The 25,281-nt window shown below is 59.6% G+C and carries 22 protein-coding genes; 16 read left to right on the forward strand and 6 right to left on the reverse strand.

Annotation, left to right across the window (positions count from 1 at the left end):
• Window positions 1-49: 49 nt before the first annotated feature.
• On the forward strand, window positions 50-1,036 hold the full coding sequence (locus tag KVG87_RS04005) for an alpha/beta hydrolase family protein (RefSeq protein WP_217849427.1): 987 nt from the start codon (window positions 50-52) through the stop codon (window positions 1,034-1,036).
• 122 nt (window positions 1,037-1,158) lie between these two features.
• On the opposite strand, the gene KVG87_RS04010 is transcribed toward KVG87_RS04005, so the two are convergent.
• The 3 genes from KVG87_RS04010 to KVG87_RS04020 are packed head-to-tail and all read right to left on the reverse strand — an operon-like array spanning window position 1,159 to window position 3,615.
• Entirely contained in the window at window positions 1,159-1,926 is a 768-nt protein-coding gene (locus KVG87_RS04010; protein WP_217849429.1) for a TerB family tellurite resistance protein, read from the reverse strand.
• A gap of 1 nt (window position 1,927) precedes the next feature.
• Window positions 1,928-2,599 (reverse strand): N-acetylmuramate alpha-1-phosphate uridylyltransferase MurU, encoded by a 672-nt coding sequence (gene murU / locus KVG87_RS04015; RefSeq protein ID WP_217849432.1) that lies wholly within the window; start codon window positions 2,597-2,599, stop codon window positions 1,928-1,930.
• Window positions 2,596-3,615 carry an aminoglycoside phosphotransferase family protein gene (locus KVG87_RS04020; protein ID WP_217849434.1) on the reverse strand — a complete coding sequence of 340 codons (1,020 nt, stop codon included), beginning with the start codon at window positions 3,613-3,615 and terminating at the stop codon, window positions 2,596-2,598. Before KVG87_RS04020 ends, murU begins: the two co-directional genes overlap by 4 nt.
• Window positions 3,616-3,745: 130 nt before the next feature.
• On the opposite strand from KVG87_RS04020, the gene KVG87_RS04025 reads away from it, so the two are divergent.
• The 11 genes from KVG87_RS04025 (at window position 3,746) to KVG87_RS04075 (ending at window position 17,842) form a co-directional block, all read left to right on the forward strand.
• Window positions 3,746-6,544: an LPS-assembly protein LptD gene (locus tag KVG87_RS04025; protein WP_095181412.1), complete on the forward strand. Its 2,799-nt coding sequence runs from the start codon at window positions 3,746-3,748 to the stop codon at window positions 6,542-6,544.
• Window positions 6,519-7,841: a peptidylprolyl isomerase SurA gene (gene surA, locus KVG87_RS04030; RefSeq protein WP_217849436.1), complete on the forward strand. Its 1,323-nt coding sequence runs from the start codon at window positions 6,519-6,521 to the stop codon at window positions 7,839-7,841. Before KVG87_RS04025 ends, surA begins: the two co-directional genes overlap by 26 nt.
• Entirely contained in the window at window positions 7,838-8,827 is a 990-nt protein-coding gene (gene pdxA / locus KVG87_RS04035) for a 4-hydroxythreonine-4-phosphate dehydrogenase PdxA (protein ID WP_217849438.1), read from the forward strand. The genes surA and pdxA overlap by 4 nt, the downstream gene beginning before the upstream one ends.
• Window positions 8,824-9,642, forward strand: coding sequence for a 16S rRNA (adenine(1518)-N(6)/adenine(1519)-N(6))-dimethyltransferase RsmA (rsmA, locus tag KVG87_RS04040; RefSeq protein ID WP_130887897.1), 819 nt, complete (start codon window positions 8,824-8,826; stop codon window positions 9,640-9,642). The genes pdxA and rsmA overlap by 4 nt, the downstream gene beginning before the upstream one ends.
• 113 nt (window positions 9,643-9,755) lie before the next feature.
• Window positions 9,756-10,136: a Co2+/Mg2+ efflux facilitator ApaG/CorD gene (gene apaG / locus KVG87_RS04045; protein WP_041476700.1), complete on the forward strand. Its 381-nt coding sequence runs from the start codon at window positions 9,756-9,758 to the stop codon at window positions 10,134-10,136.
• Window positions 10,136-11,017 (forward strand): symmetrical bis(5'-nucleosyl)-tetraphosphatase, encoded by an 882-nt coding sequence (locus KVG87_RS04050; RefSeq protein ID WP_056786666.1) that lies wholly within the window; start codon window positions 10,136-10,138, stop codon window positions 11,015-11,017. The genes apaG and KVG87_RS04050 overlap by 1 nt, the downstream gene beginning before the upstream one ends.
• Before the next feature lie 34 nt (window positions 11,018-11,051).
• Window positions 11,052-11,381, forward strand: coding sequence for a thiosulfate sulfurtransferase GlpE (gene glpE, locus KVG87_RS04055; RefSeq protein ID WP_076564349.1), 330 nt, complete (start codon window positions 11,052-11,054; stop codon window positions 11,379-11,381).
• A 295-nt stretch (window positions 11,382-11,676) separates the two neighbouring features.
• Entirely contained in the window at window positions 11,677-13,599 is a 1,923-nt protein-coding gene (locus KVG87_RS04060; RefSeq protein WP_016772892.1) for a PrkA family serine protein kinase, read from the forward strand.
• A gap of 119 nt (window positions 13,600-13,718) precedes the next feature.
• Window positions 13,719-14,990 carry a YeaH/YhbH family protein gene (locus tag KVG87_RS04065; RefSeq protein ID WP_056786661.1) on the forward strand — a complete coding sequence of 424 codons (1,272 nt, stop codon included), beginning with the start codon at window positions 13,719-13,721 and terminating at the stop codon, window positions 14,988-14,990.
• Window positions 14,987-16,549, forward strand: coding sequence for a SpoVR family protein (locus KVG87_RS04070; RefSeq protein ID WP_024014545.1), 1,563 nt, complete (start codon window positions 14,987-14,989; stop codon window positions 16,547-16,549). Before KVG87_RS04065 ends, KVG87_RS04070 begins: the two co-directional genes overlap by 4 nt.
• A gap of 63 nt (window positions 16,550-16,612) precedes the next feature.
• Window positions 16,613-17,842, forward strand: a complete 1,230-nt coding sequence (locus tag KVG87_RS04075; protein WP_217849440.1) for a multifunctional CCA addition/repair protein — start codon at window positions 16,613-16,615, stop codon at window positions 17,840-17,842.
• Window positions 17,843-17,927: 85 nt separating this feature from the next.
• Here KVG87_RS04075 and folK read toward each other — a convergent pair whose 3' ends face one another.
• Together folK and folB are read right to left on the reverse strand one after the other, a co-directional pair.
• Window positions 17,928-18,446, reverse strand: coding sequence for a 2-amino-4-hydroxy-6-hydroxymethyldihydropteridine diphosphokinase (folK, locus tag KVG87_RS04080; protein ID WP_095181407.1), 519 nt, complete (start codon window positions 18,444-18,446; stop codon window positions 17,928-17,930).
• Window positions 18,437-18,793, reverse strand: a complete 357-nt coding sequence (gene folB, locus KVG87_RS04085) for a dihydroneopterin aldolase (protein ID WP_016772885.1) — start codon at window positions 18,791-18,793, stop codon at window positions 18,437-18,439. Before folB ends, folK begins: the two co-directional genes overlap by 10 nt.
• A gap of 74 nt (window positions 18,794-18,867) precedes the next feature.
• Between folB and plsY the strand changes: the two genes are divergently transcribed.
• Window positions 18,868-19,437 carry a glycerol-3-phosphate 1-O-acyltransferase PlsY gene (gene plsY, locus KVG87_RS04090; protein ID WP_024014548.1) on the forward strand — a complete coding sequence of 190 codons (570 nt, stop codon included), beginning with the start codon at window positions 18,868-18,870 and terminating at the stop codon, window positions 19,435-19,437.
• A 23-nt stretch (window positions 19,438-19,460) separates the two neighbouring features.
• Here plsY and tsaD read toward each other — a convergent pair whose 3' ends face one another.
• Window positions 19,461-20,486, reverse strand: a complete 1,026-nt coding sequence (tsaD, locus tag KVG87_RS04095; protein WP_217849443.1) for a tRNA (adenosine(37)-N6)-threonylcarbamoyltransferase complex transferase subunit TsaD — start codon at window positions 20,484-20,486, stop codon at window positions 19,461-19,463.
• 199 nt (window positions 20,487-20,685) lie between these two features.
• Here tsaD and rpsU point away from each other — a divergent pair, with 199 nt between their 5' ends.
• The 3 genes from rpsU to rpoD all read left to right on the forward strand — a co-directional run bounded on the left by rpsU (window position 20,686) and on the right by rpoD (window position 25,267).
• Window positions 20,686-20,901 (forward strand): 30S ribosomal protein S21, encoded by a 216-nt coding sequence (rpsU, locus tag KVG87_RS04100; RefSeq protein ID WP_002551877.1) that lies wholly within the window; start codon window positions 20,686-20,688, stop codon window positions 20,899-20,901.
• Window positions 20,902-21,387: 486 nt separating this feature from the next.
• Window positions 21,388-23,352, forward strand: coding sequence for a DNA primase (gene dnaG, locus KVG87_RS04105; RefSeq protein ID WP_110603575.1), 1,965 nt, complete (start codon window positions 21,388-21,390; stop codon window positions 23,350-23,352).
• 67 nt (window positions 23,353-23,419) lie between these two features.
• Window positions 23,420-25,267: an RNA polymerase sigma factor RpoD gene (rpoD, locus tag KVG87_RS04110; RefSeq protein WP_024014550.1), complete on the forward strand. Its 1,848-nt coding sequence runs from the start codon at window positions 23,420-23,422 to the stop codon at window positions 25,265-25,267.
• The last annotated feature ends 14 nt before the right edge of the window (window positions 25,268-25,281 follow it).

The following is a 25,281-nucleotide window of genomic DNA, read 5'->3' on the forward strand; positions in this document are numbered from 1 at the left end:
CGACCAACCCATTAGGCTGCCGGGATACTTTTCTGGCCTGGAATAACCAATGCCCTCTGTCTACCGCCTGGCACTGCCAGCATTGTGCCTGTCGCTGATCCTGCCTTGTGCGTTTTCCGTCGAAGCCGCCGACCCGGCGCCTGCCGCCACGGATAAACCCGCCGAGGAAAAACCGGCCGAGCGCCAGCCACTGCTTGAGCGTAGTCAGGAAGAGGCCGCCGCACTGCAACGTAAACTGCCGGCGCAAGAGCAGCAACAACTGCAGGCTGGCAGCGACACTTTCCTCGCCCTGTGGAAACCGGCCAACAGCGCCGAACCCAAAGGCGCGGTGATCATCGTTCCCGGTGCCGGCGAAACCGCTGACTGGCCGCAGGCAATCGGCCCGTTGCGACGCAAATTGCCGGATGCGGAGTGGAGCAGCCTGAGTATCACCCTGCCGGATCTGCAAGGCGACGCCATTGCTCCGCGCGTAATCGAACCGACCGCCGCGCCGAAAGCCCCGGAAACCGCAAGCAAAGACGCCACCACCGCACAACCGATCGAACAAGCCGCTGGCGGGGAAGCGGAAGTTGCCGAACAGGTAGTGGCCGAAACCAGCGAAGAACAGGCCAAAGCCGATGCCGAGCGCATCTTCGGGCGCATCGACGCAGCGATTGCCTACGCCGAACAGCAGAGCGCGCGCAGCATCGTCGTGCTCGGGCATGGCACCGGCGCCTACTGGGCGGCGCGTTTTCTCAGCGAGCGACAAACGCCGCAGGTGGAAAAACTGGTCATGGTTGACGCGCAAGCACCAGCCAAAGCCCTGCCGCCACTCGCCGAACTGACGCCGACACTGAAGCTGCCGACGGTGGATATTTTCTACATGGACAGAGCGCTGGATCGCAACGCAGCGCTGGAGCGCATGCAGGCGAGCAAGCGCCTGAAGACCTCGGCGTTCAGCCAGGTGGCGCTGAAGGTGTTGCCGGACAAGAAGGCTGAGCAGGAACAATTGTTTCGGCGGGTGCGGGGCTGGTTGAACCCTCAGGCTGTTGACTGACAGTCAGACCGAGTCGCCCCTCTTCGCGAGCAGGCTCGCTCCCACATTGGATCTATGCACAATTCAATGTGGGAGCGAGCCTGCTCGCGAAGAGGCCCGCACAAACAACACCCCTCTAACGCCTAGCGAAAATCCCGCCGCTCCCGAATCAGCGTATAGGCGCTATGCAATTCCCGCGTACGCTCGGTCGCGTCACGCACCTGCGCCGGGGTCGCGCCACTGCCGGCGATCTTGTCCGGGTGATGGCGACTGAGCAATCGCCGGTAAGCGCGCTTGATCTGTGCCGGCTCGCTGCTCGCCGACACCCCAAGCAACTTCATTGCCTCCTGGTAACTCACTGCCGCACTGACGATCGGCCGCTTGCCCGGCTCGTAATCGCTGGCCAATGCCTGCACCTGCTGCGCCGTCCAGCCGAGCCACTTGCCCCACTGCGCCAGCAACTCGCGTTCGCTGACCCCGGCGCGACCATCAGCCCAGACCATTCGCCAACAGGCACGCAACACGCCTTCAGCCGCATGCGGTTGCGAACTCAAACGACGCAGATAACCGCGCAGATTGTCGCTGCCGGACTTGCCGCGATTGAATGCAGCAATCGCCCGTCGAGTCGCCGGTTCGCTCATTTCCAATGCGCGCATTTCATTGCGCGCCTGCTGGATATGCCCGTCAGTGACGCGCCCGTCGCTCTTGGCCAGACGCCCGAGCAACACGAACAGCAGTTCATCGTTGCGCAGCATCGGCCGGCCGCCGAGCTTTTCGCGTAAATGTCCCCAGCTCTGCAAGTGCAAGCGCCGATCCAGCGCCTGCCCCAACAACGCCCCAAGCATGGCCCCCGGAATGCTGGCAATCGCGTACCCCACTCCGGCTCCAATCAGAGTCCCTGGCCACAGCATCTCAACGACTCGCTTCTATCAAGGCTTCGGCTTCGGCCAGACGCTCGTAGGTACCAACATCTACCCAATGCCCCTTCAACCGCTCGCCCGTCACTTCACCTTTGGCCATGGCGTTGCGTAGCAGCGGCGCGAGCTTGAACGCGCCATCGCTGCAACCATCGAACAACTGCGGATGCAGCACGGCGATACCGCTGTAAGTCAGCGTCTGCGCATCAGGCTCGCCATCCTGCACTTTGCCGTCGATGAGAGTGAAGTCGCCTTTCGGGTGATGCGCCGGATTGTCCGCCAGCACCAGATGCGCCAGGCCATTGATCGGCTGGTGCAGCACGCTGAAGTCGTAATCGGTCCAGATGTCGCCGTTGACCACCAGAAACGCATCGTCACCAAGTAACGACAGCGCACGGAAAATCCCGCCACCGGTTTCCAGCGGCTCGCCTTCCGGCGAGTACTGGATGCTCAGGCCGAAACGCGAACCGTCGCCCAGATGATCCTCGATCTGCTGACCGAGCCAGGCGTGGTTGATGACGACTTCGTTGAAACCTGCGGCCGCGAGGGCACGCAGGTGATACTCGATCAGCGGCACGCCAGCGGCACGCACCAGCGGTTTCGGCGTGGTCAGGGTCAGCGGGCGCATGCGCTCGCCTTTGCCCGCCGCCAGAATCATTGCCTTCATGCCGTCGCTCCAGCACGCAAGCTGCTGAACAGCGCTTGCAGTTCCGCCAGTTCAGGGCGGCGCGCGATCACTGCTTCTATATAAGCGAAGAAGCGCGGCACGTCCGCCAGATAACGCGGCTTGCCGTCGCGATGGCAGATACGCGCGAAGATGCCGATGACTTTCAGGTGACGCTGCACGCCCATCAAGTCGCTGGCGCGCAGGAAGTCTTCGAAGTCCGCCTGCACCGGAATATCCAGCGCCGAGGCTTGCTGCCAATAACTTTCCAGCCAGCCGCGCACACGCTCTTCAGGCCAGCTGAGGAAGGCATCTTTGAATAGGCAGGTGACGTCGTAGGTCACCGGGCCGTACACCGCGTCCTGGAAATCCAGCACGCCGGGATTGGGCTCGCTGAGCATCAGGTTGCGCGGCATGTAGTCGCGGTGCACCAGCACTTTCGGCTGCGCCAGCGCGCTGTCGATCAGCAGCTCGCTGATGTGCTGCCACTGTTGCTGCTGGGCTGCATCGAACTCGACGCCCAGCTCATGCTTGACGTACCACTCGGGGAACAACTCCAGCTCACGGCGCAACAAGGCGACGTCGTAACTGGGCAACGGCGCCACCATCGGCAACTGTTGAAAAGCCAACAGCGCTTGCAGGGCATCGTGGAATAACGCGTCGGCATTTTCGCCATCGATGACGTCGAGATAGGTCTTGTTGCCCAGGTCATTGAGCAAAAGAAAACCGCGCTCGAGGTCTTCGGCGTAAATTTTCGGCACATTAATTCCGGATTTCGCCAGCAAAAAAGCGATATCCACGAACGGTTTGCAGTTTTCCTGGGGTGGCGGCGCGTCCATCACCACGAAGCTGCGACCATCGCCCTCCCAGCGGAAGTAGCGGCGGAAACTCGCGTCGCTGCTGGCCGCGGTCAACGTGGCCGGGGGCACGGTGCCCCAGCCCTGCTCGGCAAACAACTTTGCCAACTGCTCATCGAGCCAAACTTTCAGGTGTTGCAAGCGTACATCTTGGTCAGGCATTGCAAGGGTCTCCGACGGCGCTAGCCGTCAAGCGGGTCATGCTTTATTATCCAGCATCTTTTTCAGACCATCGAGAGGCGTGCGGCCCACACCGCGGGCAGATGGCACGCAGGAAGCCCGGACTAATAAGATGGCATTGAAATCCCCCGCGTTTCGTAAAAAATTTCCGTTGTTGGTAACCGGCAGTCTGCTGGCTATGCAACCTCTGGCCAGTCAATTCGTTGTTGCCGCCGAGCAGTATGACTGCTCCGTCTCGGCTACGGGTGGCTGGGACTGTGCGCCCAAGTCGCCCGCCGCGGCATTGCCGCCGCGTCCGGTGCATGACGGCAGTGCCGTCAGCGCTGCCGGCGAGCCTGCGGCCGACAAGGGTTCCGACGCCGACACTGGCGCGAAAACCGCACTGGTCACCGAGTCCAAGGGCCGCGGCCTGAAATCCCGTAGCGAAGACTACAGTCACCTCGACTGGGTTCCGCGCGAGAAGCTCACCGCTGCGCAATTGGCCGAGACTGGTCCTTACTGCTCTGGTTCCTATATCGAACCGATTCGTCCTGGCATGAATGACAAGACGAATAAAAGTGACGCGCCGACCTTCATCGGTGCCAAAGCGTCGCGTTATGAGCAGGACACACAAGTCGCCAGCCTCGCCGGTGACGTGATCATGCGTCAGGGCAGCATGCAGGTCGAAGCCGACGAGGCCAATCTGTATCAGGCCGAGAGCCGTGGCGAACTGGCCGGCAACGTGCGCATCCGCGACAACGGCGCGCTGATCGTCGGCGACCACGCCGATGTGCAGCTCGACACCGGTGAAGCCAAGGTCGACAACGCCGAATACGTGATGCACAAATCGCGCATCCGCGGTAATGCGCTTTATGCCAAGCGCGCCGAAAATGCGATCATCCGCTTGAAGGACGGCACGTACACCACGTGCGAACCTAACAGCAACGCCTGGCAGCTCAAGGGCAACAACATCACCCTGAACCCGGCCACCGGTTTCGGTACCGCGACCAACGTGACGTTGCGCGTCAAAGACATCCCGATCCTGTACACGCCGTACATCTACTTCCCGATCGACGACCGTCGCCAGTCCGGCTTCCTCCCGCCGACCATCGGCTCGGGCAGCGACACCGGCTTCATGCTGGTCACCCCGTACTACTTCAACTTGGCGCCGAACTATGACGCCACGTTGTACCCGCGTTACATGAGCAAGCGCGGCATGCTGGTGGAGGGTGAGTTCCGCTACCTGACCAAGTCGAGTGAAGGGCAGTTCGGTGCGGCGTATCTCAACGATGAGAACGACGATCGCAAGCTTCAGTCCGACTACAAGGACACTCGCTATATGTACAACTGGCAGCACAAGGGCGGTCTCGATTCCCGTGTGCTCACAGAAGTTGACTACACCAAGATCAGCGATCCGTATTACTTCCAGGATCTGCAGACCGATCAGATTGGTGTGAAGAGCGATGATTTCGTCAATCAGCAGGGTGCGGTCAGCTACCGTGGCGACAACTACACCGCACGCCTGAATGCTCAGCAATATCAGCTGGCTACCGTTTCCAACATCACACCGTATGGTCGTCTGCCGCAGATCACCTTCAATGGTCAGCTGCCGTACCATCCGGAAGGTCTGAATTTCGATTACGAGACCGAGCTGGTTCGTTTCGATCGCGATCTACGTGATGGTGACTTCATCAATGAAGATGGCATTGCCGAGCGTCGTCTCGACACAAACATCAGCGGTCTGGCTCGCGCTAACGGTGATCGCCTGAATCTGAAGCCGGGCGTCAGCCTGCCGATGAACTGGACGTATGGTTTCCTCAAACCATCGTTGAAGTATCAGTACACGCAGTATCAGCTTGATCTGGATAACACCGGCAAATCCCAGATTGATGCGCTGTCCCCGGAAAACCAGAAGCTTTATGGCAAGTTCGACAGCAACCAGAGCCGTGGCGTCCCGATTGCCAGCATCGACAGCGGCCTGTATTTCGATCGCGATACTTCCTACTTCGGCAAGAATTACCGCCAAACTCTGGAACCGCGCCTGTTCTACCTCTATGTTCCAGAAACAGATCAGGAAGACATTCCGGTCTTCGACACCAGCGAATATACCTTCAATTACTCTTCGCTGTTCCGCGACAACCGCTTCTCCGGCGCCGACCGTGTAGGCGACGAGAACAAACTATCGCTGGGCGTTACCAGTCGCTGGATCGAAGAAAACGGATTTGAACGTCAGCGCATCAGCGTAGGCCAGGCGTACTACTTCAAGAATCGCGAAGTGCAATTGCCTGGTATCGATGCGAAAACTCGTGAAGACTCCAAATCCAGTGTTTCGCCGTACGCGCTGGAATATGAATACCGCTGGAACCGTGACTGGCGCGCCACTGCCGATTATAACTGGGACCCGGACAGCCGCAGCCCACGCTCCGGCAGTGCGATGTTCCATTACCAGCCTGCGGACAACCCGAACAAGGTCATCAACGCCGGTTACCGCTATCGCAACGACCAGGTTCGATACGATCAGAATACTGGTCAATGGTCGGTGGGCGGCGGCGACTACGGCACCCCGGGCCAGCCTGGCTACGTGAAGGACTACTACAAGATCCAGCAGCATGACTTCTCGGTCATCTGGCCGATCGTTCCGCAGTGGAACGCCATCAGCCGCTGGCAGTACGACTACAACCGCAATCGCACGCTGGAAGCCTTCGGTGGTTTCGAATACGACAACTGCTGCTGGAAACTGCGCCTGATCAATCGTTACTGGGTCGCCTATGACGAAAACAGTCAGAACGCCCCGGAAAACGAAAAAGGCGACCATGGCATCTTCCTCCAAATTGTTCTGAAGGGACTCGGCGGCCTGACTGGCGCCAAGGTAGAGAGCTTCCTCGACAAAGGCATTCAAGGTTATCGTGAACGTGAAGACCAAGCTTTCTGATTGTCTGCGCCCGGTGCTGCTGGGCGCGCTGTTCCTGGGTACGGCGGCCAACGCCGCCGTACAGTCCATCGACAAAGTGGTGGCGATCGTCGACAACGACGTGGTCATGCAGAGCCAACTGGACCAGCGGGTTCATGAAGTTCAGCAGACCATCGCCAAGCGCGGTGGCGGCCTGCCGCCGCCGGGCGTGCTCGATCAGCAGGTGCTCGAGCGCCTGATCGTCGAAAACCTGCAACTGCAGATCGGCGAACGCTCCGGCATCCGCATCACTGACGAAGAGTTGAACCAGGCTGTCGGCACCATCGCCCAGCGCAACAACATGACGGTTGATCAGTTTCGTGCTGCGCTGGCTCGTGACGGCCTGAACTATGACGACGCCCGTGATCAGATCAAGCGCGAAATGATCATCAGCCGTGTGCGTCAGCGTCGTGTGGCCGAGCGCATCCAGGTCTCCGAGCAGGAAGTGAAGAACTTCCTCGCCTCCGACCTCGGTAAGATGCAGCTGTCCGAAGAGCTGCACCTGGCCAACATCCTGATTCCGACCCCGGAAAGCGCCAACTCCGAAGCGATTCAGAGCGCTTATCGTCAGGCCATGGAGGTTTACCAGCAGCTCAAGCAAGGCGCTGACTTCGGTCAGATGGCCGTGGCCAAATCCGGTAGCGACAACGCGCTGGAAGGCGGCGAGATGGGCTGGCGTAAAGCCGCGCAACTGCCACCGCCGTTCGATCGTGAATTGAGCAGCATGGCCGTCGGCGACATCACTCAGCCTGCGCGTACACCGGGCGGCTTCATCATCCTGAAGCTACTGGGCAAACGTGGCGGCGAAGCGCAGATGCGCGACGAAGTGCATGTGCGTCACATCCTGGTCAAGCCGAGCCCGATCCGCGACGAAGCCAAGACCAAGGCACTGGTGCAATCGTTGTATGACCGCATCACCGCCGGCGAAGACTTTGCCGAACTGGCGAAAAACTATTCGGAAGATCCGGGTTCCGCCCTTAACGGCGGCGATCTGAACTGGATCGACCCGAACGTGCTGGTCCCGGAATTCCGCGAAGTGATGGCTTCGACCCCACAAGGTCAACTTTCCAAGCCATTCCAGACCCAATACGGCTGGCACGTGCTGGAAGTCCTTGGCCGTCGCGCCACTGATGGCACCGAACAGGCCCGTGAGCAGCAAGCCATGACCGTACTGCGTAACCGCAAATACGACGAAGAGCTGCAGACCTGGCTGCGTCAGATCCGTGACGAAGCGTACGTAGAGATCAAACTTCCTGGTGCAGACCAGGCAGCGCAGTGAAACCCAAGCGTTTCGCGCTGACACCCGGCGAACCAGCCGGCATCGGTCCCGACCTGTGCCTGCTGCTCGCCTCGCAAGCCCAGCCACATCCCCTGATTGCCATCACCAGCCGCGACCTGCTCCTTGAGCGGGCCGCGCTGCTGGGGCTGGCCGTCAGTCTGCTGGATGTCGCGCCGGGGGAGTGGCCAGATGTTCCAGCACCGGCCAACAGCCTGTACGTCTGGGACACGCCGCTCAGCGCACCGGTAATCGCCGGGCAACTGGACAAGGCCAACGCTGCATTCGTCCTCGAAACCCTGACCCGCGCCGGCAACGGCTGCCTGAACGGCGATTTCGCAGGGATGATCACCGCGCCGGTGCACAAAGGTGTGATCAACGAGTCGGGCATCGCGTTCTCTGGACACACCGAATTTCTCGCCGACCTGACGCACACCGCGCAAGTAGTGATGATGCTGGCCACTCGCGGTTTGCGCGTGGCGCTGGTCACCACGCATCTGCCTCTGCGCGAGATTGCCGACGCGATCACCCCGGAACGGCTGGAAAGAGTCACGCGAATCCTGCACGCCGACCTGCAAGACAAATTCGGCATCGCCCGGCCACGCATCCTGGTCTGCGGTCTCAACCCGCATGCCGGTGAAGGCGGCCACCTGGGCCATGAAGAAATCGACATCATCGAACCGACATTAGAGCGCCTGCGCGGCGAGGGCATGGACCTTCGTGGCCCGCTGCCTGCCGACACTCTGTTTACCCCCAAATATCTGGAGCACTGCGACGCAGTGCTGGCGATGTACCACGACCAGGGCTTGCCCGTGCTCAAGTACAAAGGCTTCGGCGCTGCCGTCAACGTGACGCTGGGCCTGCCGATCATCCGCACCTCGGTCGACCATGGCACCGCCCTGGATCTGGCCGGCAGCGGCAGGATCGACACCGGCAGCCTGCAAGTCGCCCTGGAAACCGCCTACCAGATGGCCGAGACCCGTTTATGAACGAGCAATACCAACACAAGGCGCGCAAACGCTTTGGTCAGAACTTCCTCCACGATGCCGGCGTTATCGACCGCATTCTGCGCTCCATCCACGCCAAGGCTGACGATCGCCTGCTGGAAATCGGCCCCGGTCAGGGCGCCCTGACCCAGGGCCTGCTCGGCTCCGGCGCGCAACTCGACGTAGTGGAGCTGGACAAGGATCTGATCCCGATCCTCAACCAGCAGTTTGCCGGCATGAGTAATTTCAACCTGCATCAGGGCGATGCGCTGAAGTTCGACTTCAATACGCTGAACGCCGCGCCGAACAGCCTGCGGGTGGTTGGCAACCTGCCGTACAACATCTCCACGCCGCTGATTTTTCACCTGCTGAACAACGCCGGCATCATTCGCGACATGCACTTCATGTTGCAGAAAGAAGTGGTCGAGCGCCTGGCCGCAGGCCCGGGTGGCGGTGATTGGGGTCGTCTGTCGATCATGGTTCAGTATCACTGCCGTGTAGAACATCTGTTCAACGTCGGCCCGGGCGCATTCAATCCACCGCCGAAAGTCGACTCGGCAATCGTTCGTCTGGTGCCCCACGCGGTTCTGCCGCACCCGGCCAAGGATCACAAGTTGCTGGAGCGCGTGGTACGCGAAGCCTTCAATCAGCGTCGCAAAACCCTGCGCAATACCCTCAAGCAATTGCTCAGCAATGCCGAAATCGAAGCCGCCGGCGTCGATGGCAGCCTGCGTCCCGAGCAGCTGGATCTGGCTGCATTCGTGCGCCTGGCCGACCAGCTCGCGATACAGGTCCCGGCCACTCCTGCCGCCGACTGACTCGCGATGAACGCTATCGGGCAGCACACCACTCTGGTTTACTGCCCGATACTTGCCTAGACTGATTCCCCATCAGCTACGCCCCGCGTTCCGCTTCGTTAAGGCCTTCTTGCATGTCCGATTCCCGTTATCAGGTCGATGTCAGCGTCGTCACCCGCTATCTGCCAGACCAATCGCAACCCGAACACGACCGTTTCGCCTTCGCCTACACCATCACCGTACAGAACAACGGCGAGGTTGCGGCCAAGCTTCTGTCCCGGCACTGGGTGATCACCGATGGTGACGGCCATGTCGAACACGTGCGCGGTGAAGGCGTCGTCGGACAGCAACCGTCGATCGATGTAGGCAAGAGCCATGTCTACACCAGCGGCACAGTGATGACCACCAAGGTCGGCACCATGCAGGGCACTTATCAAATGCTCGCCGACGACGGCAAACATTTCGATGCAATCATTGAACCGTTTCGCCTCGCCGTGCCCGGAGCCCTGCACTGATGACGACGTATGCCGTCGGTGACCTGCAAGGCTGCCTCGAACCGCTCAAGTGCCTGCTCAAGCAAGTTGCCTTCGACCCGGCGCTTGACCGGCTGTGGCTGGTCGGCGATCTGGTCAACCGTGGCCCGCAGTCGCTGGAAACTCTGCGCTTTCTCTTTGGCATGCGCGAGTCGCTGGTCTGCGTGCTCGGCAATCACGACCTGCACCTGCTGGCCGCCGCGAAGAAGATCGAGCGTTTGAAGAAAAGCGACACACTGCGCGAAATCATCGAGGCCCCCGATGGGCCGCAACTGATGGAATGGCTGCGCCAGCAGAAGCTGATGCATTACGACGAAACACGCGATGTTGCGATGGTCCATGCTGGCATCCCGCCGCAATGGTCGCTGCGCCGTGCGTTGAAGTGCGCCGCCGAAGTCGAGACCGCCCTGCGTGACGACAACGTATTCCCCGCTTACCTTGACGGTATGTACGGCAATGAACCGGCGAAATGGGACAACGACCTCAAAGGCATTGATCGTCTGCGGGTGATCACCAATTACTTCACGCGCATGCGCTTTTGCACCGCTGAGGGCAAGCTCGACCTCAAAAGCAAGGAAGGCCTCGACAGCGCGCCGCCCGGCTACAAGCCGTGGTTTCAGCACAAGGAGCGCAAGACCAAAGGCCTGCGCATCATCTTCGGTCACTGGGCCGCGCTTGAGGGCAATATCCACGAGCCGGGCATTTCCGCGCTGGACACCGGATGCGTATGGGGCGGCAGCCTGACCCTGATGAACGTCGACAGCGGCGAACGCCTGTCATGCAAATGCGACGAGCACGGCGGACTTGCGCCATCAGTCGCCCCACTCACCCCCAACGATTCGCCCGTCAACGCCTCGCGTTAGACTACGCCTTCAGTAGAGCAACAGGTACTTTGTCATGACCGAATTCAAACGAATCCCCCCGGAACAGGCGCAGGCCCTGCGTGAACAGGGCGCAGTCGTAGTCGACGTACGCGATCCGGCGACCTTTGCCGCGCTGCACATCAGCGGCTCCAAACATCTCGACAACCATTCCCTGCACGCTTTCATTCAAGGCGCCGACCTCGATGCACCGACCGTCGTGGTCTGCTACCACGGCAATTCCAGCCAGGGCGCAGCCGCCTATCTGGTCGGCCAGGGCTTCTCCGAGGTCTACAGCATGGATGGCGGTTTCGAGCTATGGCGTACGACCTATCCTTCGGAAACCGCGCAAGGCACCGCCGAATAATTTTTTGTGCAGCGCAGGCCCCGGCTGCCGTGGGCCTGCGCGCGGCAGACGAACGGTCTGCCACAACTAATTACGTATCTCGCCTTTACCTCTCGAATTCCCAACTATCCTTAAGCGCAGGCCATCCAAAACAGGGGAGAGCCGGTACACCGGCGCGCGGGTCATCGGGAGTAGCTTTCGCGGTTTGTCGACCGTGGGAGAATTCTGGGGGGTAAACAGCAGCCGCCACAGCGACTGCTGCCAGCATCGACTGAGTGATCCGGCGTCGGCTCCACGTATCGAGCGAGGTGACGTCATGAGTATCTTTAGCCACTTCCAACAACGCTTCGAATCCACACGCCAGGAAGAACTCTCTCTGCAGGAGTACCTGGAGCTGTGCAAAAACGATCGCAGCGCCTACGTTTCCGCCGCCGAGCGTCTGTTGATGGCGATCGGCGAACCGGAACTGCTCGACACTTCGACCAATTCGAGGCTGTCGCGCATCTTCTCCAACAAGGTGATCCGCCGCTATCCGGCCTTTGAAGACTTCCACGGGATGGAAGAATGCATCGACCAGATCGTCTCGTATTTCCGCCACGCTGCCCAAGGCCTGGAAGAGAAGAAACAGATTCTTTATCTGCTCGGCCCCGTCGGTGGCGGTAAATCGTCCCTGGCCGAGAAGCTGAAACAACTGATGGAGAAAGTGCCCTTTTATGCCATCAAGGGCTCGCCGGTCTTCGAATCGCCTCTGGGTCTGTTCAACGCCACCGAAGATGGCGCGATCCTCGAGGAAGATTTCGGCATTCCACGGCGCTACCTGAACACCATCATGTCGCCCTGGGCGACCAAGCGCCTGGCCGAATTCGGCGGCGACATCAGCCAGTTCCGCGTGGTCAAGCTGTACCCATCGATCCTCAATCAGATTGCCGTGGCCAAGACCGAACCCGGTGACGAGAACAACCAGGACATCTCGGCGCTCGTCGGCAAGGTCGATATCCGCAAACTCGAAGAATTTCCACAGAACGACGCCGATGCCTACAGCTACTCCGGCGCGTTGTGCCGGGCCAACCAGGGCTTGATGGAATTCGTCGAAATGTTCAAGGCGCCGATCAAGGTGCTGCACCCATTGCTGACTGCTACCCAGGAGGGCAACTACAACAGTACCGAAGGCCTCGGCGCGATTCCGTTTACCGGCATCCTGCTGGCTCACTCCAACGAATCGGAGTGGCACACCTTCCGCAACAACAAGAACAACGAGGCGTTCATCGACCGGATCTACATCGTCAAAGTGCCGTACTGCCTGCGCGTCAGCGACGAAGTGAAGATCTACGACAAACTGCTTTTCAACAGTTCCCTGTCCAAGGCGCACTGCGCACCGGACACCCTGAAAATGCTCGCGCAGTTCACCGTGTTGTCGCGCCTCAAGGAGCCGGAAAACTCCAACATCTATTCGAAGATGCGCGTCTACGACGGCGAAAACCTCAAGGACACCGATCCGAAGGCCAAGTCAATTCAGGAGTACCGCGATTCGGCCGGCGTCGACGAAGGCATGAACGGCCTGTCGACCCGCTTCGCCTTCAAGATCCTCTCCAAGGTGTTCAACTTCGACCCGCATGAAATCGCCGCCAACCCGGTGCACCTGCTCTATGTGCTGGAGCAACAGATCGAACAGGAACAGTTCCAGGCGGAAACCCGCGAACGCTACCTGCGCTATCTGAAGGAGTACCTGGCGCCGCGCTACATCGAGTTCATCGGCAAGGAAATCCAGACCGCTTATCTGGAGTCTTACAGCGAATACGGTCAGAACATCTTCGATCGCTACGTGCTGTACGCGGATTTCTGGATTCAGGATCAGGAGTATCGCGACCCGGAAACCGGCGAGATCCTCAACCGCGTGGCCCTGAACGAAGAGCTGGAAAAAATCGAGAAACCGGCCGGCATCAGCAATCCGAAGGATTTCCGCAACGAAATCGTCAACTTCGTCCTGCGCGCCCGAGCCAACAATAACGGCAAGAACCCGACCTGGCTCAGCTACGAAAAACTGCGGGTGGTCATCGAGAAGAAAATGTTCTCCAACACCGAAGACCTGCTGCCCGTCATCAGCTTCAACGCCAAGGCCAGCAAGGAGGATCAGCAGAAACACAACGACTTCGTTACGCGAATGGTTGAACGTGGCTACACCGATAAACAGGTACGCCTGCTGTCCGAATGGTACCTGCGGGTCCGCAAGTCGCAGTGAGGCAGCTGCAAGCTATAAGCCACAAGCTGCAAGAACAAAGCGTGTGAACCCTGAAACACGGGCATTCGCTTCCACTTGCAGCTTGCAGCTCAAAACTTGAAGCTCCCCGGAGGGGCCTTATGAGCTATGTGATCGACCGACGCCTCAATGGCAAGAACAAGAGCACGGTAAACCGTCAGCGTTTTCTGCGGCGTTACCGTGACCACATCAAGAAGGCTGTCGAAGAGGCAGTCAGTCGCCGTTCCATCACCGATATGGAGCACGGTGAACAGATCAGCATTCCCGGTCGCGACATCGACGAACCGGTGCTTCATCACGGACGCGGCGGCAAACAGACCGTGGTGCATCCCGGCAACAAAGAGTTCACGGCCGGTGAACATATCGCTCGCCCACCAGGAGGCGGCGGTGGACGCGGTCCGGGCAAGGCGGGCAATTCCGGCGAAGGCATGGACGAGTTCGTCTTCCAGATCACGCAGGAAGAGTTTCTCGAATTCATGTTCGAAGACCTTGAATTGCCGAATCTGGTCAAACGCAACCTGACCGGCACCGACACGTTCAAAACCGTACGCGCCGGGATCAGCAACGAAGGTAACCCTTCACGCATCAATATCATCCGCACCCTGCGCTCAGCACATGCACGTCGTATTGCTCTGTCCGGCAGCAGCCGCGCAAAGCTTCGTGAAGCCAAGGAAGAGCTGGCACGGCTCAAGCGCGAAGAACCGGACAACTTCGGCGATATCCAGGATCTCGAAGCTGAAATCGAGAAACTCAGCGCACGCATCCATCGCGTGCCGTTCCTCGACACCTTCGACTTGAAATACAACCTGTTGGTCAAGCAACCCAACCCCAGCTCCAAAGCAGTGATGTTCTGCCTGATGGACGTGTCCGGTTCCATGACGCAGGCCACCAAGGACATCGCCAAGCGCTTTTTCATCCTGCTGTACCTTTTTCTCAAGCGTAACTACGACAAGATCGACGTGGTGTTCATCCGTCACCACACCAGCGCCCGGGAAGTGGACGAAGAGGAGTTTTTCTATTCTCGTGAGACCGGCGGCACCATTGTTTCCAGCGCCCTGAAGCTGATGCAGGAAATCATGGCCGAGCGCTATCCGAGCAACGAGTGGAACATCTACGCCGCTCAGGCCTCCGACGGCGACAACTGGAACGACGATTCGCCGATCTGCCGCGACATCCTGATCAATCAGATCATGCCGTTTGTGCAGTACTACACTTACGTAGAGATCACCCCGCGCGAACATCAGGCCCTGTGGTACGAGTACGAACGCATCGCCGAAGCCTTCTCTGACACGTTTGCCCAGCAGCAACTGGTCTCGGCCGGAGATATCTATCCGGTCTTCCGTGAACTCTTCCAGCGCAGGTTAGTGACATGACCGCCAAAGAGCAGAAACGCCAACCCATTTCCACCGGCTCCGAATGGACATTCGAGCTGATCCAGACCTACGACCGCGAAATCGCCCGGATCGCGGCCCGTTATGCTCTGGACACATACCCCAACCAGATCGAAGTGATCACCGCCGAGCAGATGATGGACGCCTATGCCTCAGTGGGCATGCCGCTGGGCTATCACCACTGGTCCTATGGCAAGCACTTCCTCAGTACCGAGAAATCATACAGTCGCGGACAGATGGGCCTGGCCTACGAGATCGTGATCAACTCCGATCCGTGCATCGCCTATCTGATGGAAGAAAACACCATCTGCATGCAGGCGCTGGTGGTGGCCCATGCCTGCTACGGCCACAACAGCTTCTTCAAGGGCAACTACCTGTTCCGTACCTGGACCGATGCCAGTTCGATCATCGATTACCTGGTGTTCGCCAAGCAGTACATCATGCAGTGCGAAGAGCGCCACGGCATCGATGCCGTGGAAGATCTGCTCGACTCCTGCCATGCCCTGATGAATTACGGTGTCGACCGCTACAAGCGCCCGTATCCGATTTCCGCCGAGGAAGAGCGCCGGCGGCAAAAGGATCGCGAAGAGCACATGCAGAAGCAGATCAATGATTTGTGGCGCACCATTCCCAAAGGCGCGGACAAATACAGCGACAAGGACAACGCCCGCTTCCCGGCCGAGCCGCAGGAAAACATCCTCTATTTCATCGAGAAGCATGCGCCGCTGCTGGAGCCGTGGCAGCGCGAGATCGTACGCATCGTGCGCAAGATCGCCCAGTATTTCTATCCACAGCGCCAGACCCAGGTGATGAACGAAGGCTGGGCAACATTCTGGCATTACACGCTGATGAATGATTTGTACGACGAAGGCCTGGTGACCGACGGTTTCATGATGGAATTCCTCACCTCGCACACCAGCGTGGTATTCCAGCCGGGTTTCGACAGTCCGTACTACAGCGGCATCAACCCCTATGCATTGGGTTTCGCCATGTACCGCGACATTCGGCGCATGTGCGAAGAGCCTACCGAAGAAGATCGCCGCTGGTTCCCGGACATCGCCGGTTCCGACTGGCTGTCGACCATCAAGTTCGCCATGAGCAGTTTCAAGGATGAGAGCTTCATCCTGCAGTACCTGTCGCCGAAGGTGATCCGCGATCTGAAGCTGTTCAGCATTCTCGATGACGACCAGAAAGACGACCTGCTGGTGCCGGCCATTCATGATGAGGGCGGCTACCGGATCATCCGGGAAACCCTGGCAGCGCAATACAACCTCGGCAATCGTGAGCCGAACGTGCAGATCTACAGCATCGACCGGCGCGGTGATCGCTCGTTGACCCTGCGCCATCAGCAGCACGACCGTAAACCCTTGGGCGACTCCACCGAAGAAGTCCTCAAGCACCTGCACCGGCTCTGGGGCTTCGACATTCATCTGGAAACCCTGCAAGGCGACCAGATCATGAAAACCCATCACGTGCCGCCACGCAGTGAACACAGCGAGGGCGATTACGGCCGGCTCGATCTGGCCGTGATTCATCTTTGATCTGGTTCCGGCCTCCGAAAGTCTGACGCAAGGGTTATCCTGTCGGACTGACGGAGGTTTTTTATGCAGGTTTACAAGGTTGGCGGCGCTGTACGTGATCGCCTGTTGGGGTTGCCGGTCACTGATGTCGACCGGGTCGTGGTCGGTGCGACCACTGAAGAAATGCTCGCCAAGGAATTCCGCCCGGTCGGCGCAGATTTCCCGGTGTTTCTGCACCCGAAAACCGGTGAGGAATATGCCCTCGCCCGCACGGAGCGCAAAAGCGGTCGCGGTTACGGCGGTTTCACTTTCTACGCAAGTCCGGAAGTCACGCTCGAAGAAGACCTGATTCGACGCGACCTGACGATCAATGCCATGGCCGAGGACGATCAGCTCAACCTGACCGATCCGTATCATGGTCAACGCGACCTCGAAGCACGAATCCTTCGCCATGTTTCTCCGGCGTTCGCCGAAGATCCGCTGCGAGTGCTGCGCGTTGCCCGTTTTGCTGCGCGCTACGCAGGATTGGGCTTTACGGTCGCCGACGAGACTATGGAATTGATGCGTCAGCTCAGTGAGTCCGGCGAATTGCAGGCGCTGACCGCTGAGCGCAGCTGGAAGGAGATTTCCCGCGCACTGATGGAAGACCATCCACAGGTGTTCATCCAGGTCTTGCGCGACTGTGGCGCACTCAAAGAGCTAATGCCGGAAGTCGACGCCTTGTTCGGCGTTCCGCAGCCGGAGACCCATCACCCAGAAATCGACACAGGCCTGCACACCCTGAGCGTGTTGGAGCAATCAGCGCTGCTCAAGCAACCACTGACAGTGCGCTGGGCCTGCCTCCTGCACGATTTGGGCAAAGGCCTGACGCCGGAAGAAGAATGGCCCAGGCATATCGCCCATGAGCACACCGGGCTGAAGCTGATCAAAGCGGTCAACGAGCGCTTCAAGGTTCCCAAGGACTGTCAGGAACTGGCGCTGCTGGTCGGGCAATACCACACCCATGGGCACCGGGCGCTGGAGCTGAAAGCCTCGACGCTGCTGGAGTTGCTGCAGAGTTTCGATATCTATCGCCGGCCGCAGCGATTCGAAGAGTTTATCGCCGCGTGCGAGATGGACGCCCGTGGCCGCAAGGGCTTGGAGCAGCGCAGTTATCCACAGGCGGATTATTTGCGCGGAGCGGCGAAAGCTGCGCGAGCGGTGGCGGTGCAGCCTTTGCTGGACCAGGGATTCAAGGGGCCGGAACTGGGCGAAGCGCTGAAGCGGGAACGACTGAAGGCGTTGAAAGCCTACAAAGAGGCGGCGACAGCCTGATAAAAAACTTCGCGAGCAGGCTCGCTCCCACAGGAGACCTCGATCCAATGTGGGAGCGAGCCTGCTCGCGAAAGCGAATTTGATATCACCGCAAATCCGAAGGCGTGAGCTGCTCCCCCCGCCATTCGAACGCAACCGGCGCCAACACCTGATCAATTTGCGCCTCAGCCCACAACATCGCAAAGCTCTTGCCCACTCCCGGATGCACCCGATCCGGCGCAATCAACGACAGCGGCCACAGCACAAAGGCATTTTTCAGGATTTCCGCACGCGGCAGCATCAATCCATCGAAATTACCCACCAGATCGCCATACAGCAGCACGTCGATATCCAGCGGCAGACCTTTGCGATCCGGGGCATAACGACCGTTGTCCGCCTCGATGAATTTCAAGCGGCGGTCGAGCTCCATCAACGGCAGATCGGTGTAGGCCGAGACCACGAAATTGAAGAACGGCCCGCTCTTGATGCCCACCGGCTGGCTCTCGAACACCGCCGAACAACGGATATCCACCAGGAACGTGGCCAGCGCATCGAGACCGGCGCGCAAATGGGTTTCGCGCTCGATATTGCTACCGAGCCCGAGGTAGACCTGAGTCAGCGACATCCGCGCTCGATCTCCACACCCACACCACCCTTGGCCGCTGGAACGGCGCCCGGCTTGGTCAGTTTCAGTCGCACCCAGGTGATCTTGAATTCGGCCATCAGCACTTCAACCAGACGCTCAGCGAAGGTTTCGACCAGCTGGAACTGCGCCTGCTCGGCGAAGGCCTGAATGCGCGTGGAAACACTGGCGTAATCGAGCGCCAGGGTCAGGTCGTCACCGGCGGCGGCCGGGCGATTGTCCCAGGCGAAGCTCAGATCAAGACGCAGGCACTGACGGATGCCGCGCTCCCAGTCGTAGGCACCGATCACGGTGTCGACTTCCAGGCCCTCGATAAACACTCTGTCCAAGCACTTCTCTCCGCTGCACGACAAGGGCGCGATGCGCCGTTAGAATCAGGGCGTCCTCGCCCGGAATAGTTAGCATGTTTTGGTTACTGGCGATTCTCGCCTACCTGCTCGGCTCGCTGTCCTTTGCCATTTTGCTCAGCCGCCTGACCGGAAATCCGGATCCGCGAATGAGTGGCTCGGGTAATGCCGGCGCCACCAACATGCTGCGCCTGGCCGGTCGCAAACTGGCGATCCTGACCCTGCTCGGTGATCTGTGCAAAGGCCTGCTGCCGGTGCTGATAGCCTCGAGCGCGGGCCTTTCACTGCAGGATCAGGCCTGGATTGGCGTGTGCGCCGTGATCGGTCACCTGTTCCCTTTGTACTTTCGCTTTCGCGGCGGCAAAGGCGTTGCCACTGCCGCCGGCATGCTGCTCGGCCTGTATCCACCCGCCGCGCTGCTGGCCGTATGTGCCTGGCTACTGACGTTCTACCTGACCCGCACCAGCTCGCTGGCGGCGCTGATTGCCACGCCACTGACCCTGCCATTGCTGGCCTGGCAGGAGCCGGAAGCCTTACTGCCAATGAGCGCGCTGACCTTGCTGATTGTCTGGCGCCATCGCGGCAATCTACGCGACCTGTTCGCCGGGCGCGAACGGCATTTCTGACTGCCGTCCATGAGCGTCGCTCATTACAGCGCCGACAACTGCTCCATCGGCCAGCGTGCCTGCACGGTGATTGCCAGACTTTCCTGCTGGCCGGCCTTCAGGCGCTGGCAACCGGCAAATGCGATCATCGCGCCATTGTCGGTGCAGAACTCCGGGCGCGCATAGAACACATCACCCTTCATATCGCCGAGCATCTTTTCCAGCGAAACCCGCAACGCCTTGTTGGCGCTGACGCCGCCGGCAATCACCAACCGCTGCATGCCTGCCTGTTTGAGGGCGCGCTTGCACTTGATGGTCAAAGTCTCCACCACGGCCTGCTGGAATGCCAGCGCGATGTCGCAACGGGCTTGCTCGCCGTCGTCCCCGGCGCTGACGCATTGCTGCCAGGTATTGAGGGCGAAGGTTTTCAGGCCGCTGAAGCTGAAGTCCAGACCCGGGCGATCGCACATCGGACGCGGAAAGGTGAAGCGTCCTGCGACGCCCTTCTCGGCCAGTTTGGCGATTTCCGGCCCGCCGGGGTAATTGAGGCCCATCATTTTTGCGGTTTTGTCGAAGGCTTCACCGGCCGCATCGTCGAGCGTCTCGCCGAGCAGACTGTATTGGCCAATGCCGTCGACCTGAACCAACTGCGTATGGCCACCGGAAACCAACAAAGCGACGAACGGAAATTCCGGCGGTTTCGGCTCCAGCATCGGCGCCAGCAAGTGGCCTTCCATGTGGTGCACGCCAAGCGCCGGAATGCCCCAGGCAAACGCCAGCGCCTGTGCGCAGGAAGCACCGACCAGCAGCGCGCCGACCAGGCCAGGACCTGCGGTGTAGGCGATTGCGTCGATCTCGGTCGGCACACAGTCGGCCTCGGCCAACACCTGACGGATCAAGGGCAGCATGCGTTTGACGTGGTCACGCGAGGCCAGCTCCGGCACCACACCGCCATAGACGCGGTGCAGGTCGATCTGACTGAACAGCGCATCGGCCAGCAGACCGCGTTCACTGTCATACAATGCGACGCCGGTTTCGTCGCAGGAGGTTTCTAATCCCAGTACTAGCATGGGTTTGCGCCTTGTTTAGGCTGAATTCGAAGGCGCGCATAATAGTCGCCACGTGATGCCCCGACCAGCGGTTTTCGATCAGAGGCTTTGCATTCCGAGCGATGAGGGGTTAACATCCGCAACCCTTAAAAACCGACGTCTTCAAGTGCTCTTTTGCCGCGAGGATGTTGACCCCGGTAATGAATGAAGGTAGCTCTGGATGCCAGCCGTCAAAGTAAAAGAGAACGAACCCTTCGACGTAGCTCTGCGTCGTTTCAAGCGCTCCTGCGAAAAAGCCGGTGTACTGGCTGAAGTTCGTAGCCGCGAATTTTACGAGAAGCCAACTTCTGAGCGTAAGCGCAAGGCAGCAGCCGCTGTTAAGCGTCACGCCAAGAAAGTTCAGCGCGAACAGCGCCGCGCCGTTCGTCTGTACTAATCCACAGACGTTCGTAGCAAGCTTCTTGCCTAAGCCCGGCCCTCAGCCGGGCTAATGGCATTTGCGTAAAACGCTTGATGCTTCACCGTCGACGCCGCCGATGCGACCGAGACAAATCTGCTTCACCGCGTCAGGCCTGGCTCTTTTGCCAGCGGTGCACGTCTTTTCTGACGAGCCTTTCAAGGCTACTGACGAGCACACCCACTGATTCCTCTTACGACGATCAGCCCAAGGCACCTGCATGCGTGCCCGCTTTATTGAGCTATCCGAGGTCGACAACCGGCCGTCAGCGGATTCAGCGCAACACTTTCACATAGTCGAAGACTGATAGGTACTAACGTCAGTGGATTTTCGGCAGATACACTTCCCGACAGCGATCACGCAGACGACACCGGTCGAGCCGCACTTTTTGTGCGTTTCCAGCAATGGCCCGCGTCCGACGGCCTGTCGCAACGGATTTATTGCAGCGCAGACGACGAGAACGCCATGGCCGGGCTGATTCCCCAGAGCTTCATTGACGACCTGCTGAACCGCACCGACATCGTCGACGTGGTCAGCTCGCGCGTGCAATTGAAGAAGGCCGGCAAGAACTACACCGCCTGTTGCCCGTTCCACAAAGAGAAAACCCCGTCGTTCAGTGTCAGCCCCGACAAGCAGTTCTATTACTGTTTCGGCTGCGGCGCTGGCGGCAACGCCCTCGGCTTTCTCATGGATCACGACAATCTGGATTTCCCCCAGGCCGTCGAAGATCTGGCCAAAGCCGCCGGCATGGAAATCCCCCGCGAAGAAAGCGGCCGCGAGCGCAAGCCGCGTCAGCCGACCGATTCGCCGCTGTACCCGCTGCTCACCGCCGCCGCTGATTTTTACCGGCACGCACTCAAGAGTCATCCGTCGCGCAAGGCTGCGGTGGATTACCTCAAGGGGCGGGGTCTGACGGGCGAGATCGCCCGGGATTTCGGCCTCGGTTTTGCGCCGCCGGGCTGGGACAACCTGCTCAAGCATCTGAGCAGCGACACCCTGCAACAGAAAGCCATGATCGAAGCCGGCCTGCTGATCGAGAACGCCGAAACCGGCAAGCGCTATGATCGCTTCCGTGATCGCGTGATGTTCCCGATCCGCGACACCCGCGGACGAATCATCGCCTTCGGCGGCCGCGTACTGGGCGACGACAAGCCCAAGTACCTGAACTCACCGGAAACACCGGTATTCCATAAAGGCCAGGAACTCTACGGCCTTTATGAAGCACGCAAGAACAATCGCAACCTCGATGAAATCATCGTTGTCGAGGGTTACATGGACGTCATCGCACTCGCCCAGCAAGGCTTGCGCAATGCCGTCGCCACGCTGGGTACCGCGACCAGCGAAGAACACCTCAAGCGCTTGTTCCGCGTCGTGCCGAACGTATTGTTCTGCTTCGACGGCGACCAGGCCGGCCGCAACGCAGCCTGGCGCGCACTGGAAGCGACCCTGCCGTGCCTGCAGGACGGTCGTCGCGCGCGGTTCCTGTTTTTGCCCGAAGGCGAAGACCCGGACACCCTGGTTCGCGCCGAAGGCACCGATGCTTTCAAGGCGCGCATCAATCAGCACGCGCAGCCGCTGGCCGATTATTTTTTCCAGCAACTGACCGAAGAAGCCGACCCGCGCTCTCTTGAGGGCAAGGCGCACATGGCCACCCTCGCCGCACCATTGATCGACAAGGTGCCGGGCGCGAACCTGCGTATCCTCATGCGTCAGCGCCTGACCGAAATCACCGGCCTGAGCAGCGAGACCGTCAGCCAACTGGTTCAGAGTGCGCCGCAGGAAGCACCGCCCGCCTACGATCCGGGCTTCGATTACGACGCCATGCCGGACTACAGCGACTACCATCAGCCGCAGGCACAGGACATGTACGCGCCGCAGCAGGAATGGACGCCGAAGAAACCCGGCGCCGGCGGCAAGAAGTGGGACAAGAAACCATGGGACAAGAACGGCAAGCGTGGTGGCGATCGCGAACAGCAGCGCCCGCGTACGCCGATTGGCGTTGAATCGCCAACCCTGACGGCACTGCGAACATTGCTCCATCATCCGCAACTGGCCAAGCGCGTCGAAGACGCCGGGCACATTGCCGATGAAAATCAGACCAACGCCCAGCTGCTTGTGGCGCTGCTCGAAGCCGTACAGAAGAATCCCAAGCTAAACTCATTTCAGTTGATCGCGCGATGGCACGGTACTGAACAGGGCCGCTTGCTAAAGGCACTGGCAGAAAAGGAATGGCTGATTGACGGAGATAACCTTGAACAACAGTTTTTCGACACCATTACTAGCTTGTCCGCCCGCCAACGCGAGCGAAATCTCGAACAGTTACTCAGGAAAGCGCGGCAAAGCGAACTGAGCGTCGAAGAGAAAAATCAACTGCGCGACCTTTTAAGTCGCAATGTTTCCGCATCAAACCCGACCTCAACTGGCGCGTGAGGTCATAGCTCAGGTATAATCCTCGGCTTGTTTTTTGCCCGCCAAGACCTTCAGTGGATAGGGTGTTATGTCCGGAAAAGCGCAACAGCAGTCTCGTATTATTGAGTTGATCAAACTGGGTCGTGAGCAGAAGTATCTGACTTACGCCGAGGTCAACGACCACCTGCCCGAGGATATTTCAGATCCGGAGCAGGTGGAAGACATCATCCGCATGATTAACGACATGGGGATCCCCGTACACGAGAGTGCTCCGGATGCGGACGCCCTTATGTTGGCCGACGCCGATACCGACGAGGCCGCTGCGGAAGAAGCAGCCGCTGCGTTGGCGGCGGTGGAGACCGATATCGGTCGTACCACTGACCCGGTGCGCATGTACATGCGTGAAATGGGTACGGTCGAGCTTCTGACCCGTGAAGGCGAAATCGAAATCGCCAAGCGGATCGAAGAAGGCATTCGTGAAGTGATGAGCGCAATTGCGCACTTCCCTGGCACGGTTGACCACATTCTCTCCGAGTACACCCGCGTCACCACCGAAGGTGGTCGCCTGTCCGACGTCCTGAGCGGTTATATCGACCCGGACGATGGCATTGCGCCGCCTGCGGCAGAAGTGCCGCCGCCGGTTGACCCGAAAGCCGTCAAGGCCGACGACGATACCGATGACGATGATGCCGAATCTTCCGATGACGAAGAAGAAGCCGAAAGCGGTCCGGACCCGGTCATCGCTGCACAGCGCTTCGGCGCCGTGGCGGACCAGATGGAGATCACCCGCAAGGCCCTGAAAAAGCACGGTCGTCACAACAAGGCAGCGGTTGCCGAGTTGCTGGCCCTGGCCGAGCTGTTCATGCCGATCAAACTGGTGCCGAAGCAATTCGAAGCCCTGGTCGAGCGTGTTCGCAGTGCTCTGGATCGTCTGCGTCAGCAAGAGCGCGCGATCATGCAGCTGTGCGTACGTGATGCACGTATGCCACGCGCCGATTTCCTGCGTCAGTTCCCGGGCAACGAAGTCGACGAAAGCTGGTCCGACGCCCTGGCCAAAGGCAAGAGCAAGTACGCCGAAGCCATCGGTCGCGTGCAGCCGGACATCATCCGTTGCCAGCAGAAGCTGATTGCGCTGGAAACCGAGACCGGCCTGACCATCGCCGAAATCAAGGACATCAACCGTCGCATGTCGATCGGTGAGGCCAAGGCCCGCCGCGCGAAGAAAGAGATGGTTGAAGCCAACCTGCGTCTGGTGATCTCGATCGCCAAGAAGTACACCAACCGCGGTCTGCAATTCCTCGATCTGATCCAGGAAGGCAACATCGGTCTGATGAAGGCGGTGGACAAGTTCGAATACCGTCGCGGTTACAAGTTCTCGACTTATGCCACCTGGTGGATCCGTCAGGCGATCACTCGCTCGATCGCCGACCAGGCGCGCACCATCCGTATTCCGGTGCACATGATCGAGACGATCAACAAGCTCAACCGTATTTCCCGGCAGATGTTGCAGGAAATGGGTCGCGAACCGACTCCGGAAGAGCTGGGCGAACGCATGGAAATGCCTGAGGACAAGATCCGCAAGGTACTGAAGATCGCCAAAGAGCCGATCTCCATGGAAACCCCGATCGGTGATGACGAAGACTCCCATCTGGGCGACTTCATCGAAGACTCGACCATGCAGTCGCCAATCGATGTCGCCACGGTGGAAAGCCTGAAGGAAGCGACTCGCGAAGTGCTGTCCGGCCTCACTGCCCGTGAAGCCAAGGTACTGCGCATGCGTTTCGGTATCGACATGAACACCGACCACACGCTCGAAGAGGTGGGCAAACAGTTTGACGTAACGCGTGAGCGGATCCGTCAGATCGAAGCCAAGGCGCTGCGCAAGCTGCGCCACCCGACGCGAAGCGAGCATCTGCGCTCCTTCCTCGACGAGTGATACCAGAACCCCCG

Source organism: Pseudomonas siliginis (assembly GCF_019145195.1).
Classification (GTDB): domain Bacteria; phylum Pseudomonadota; class Gammaproteobacteria; order Pseudomonadales; family Pseudomonadaceae; genus Aquipseudomonas; species Aquipseudomonas siliginis.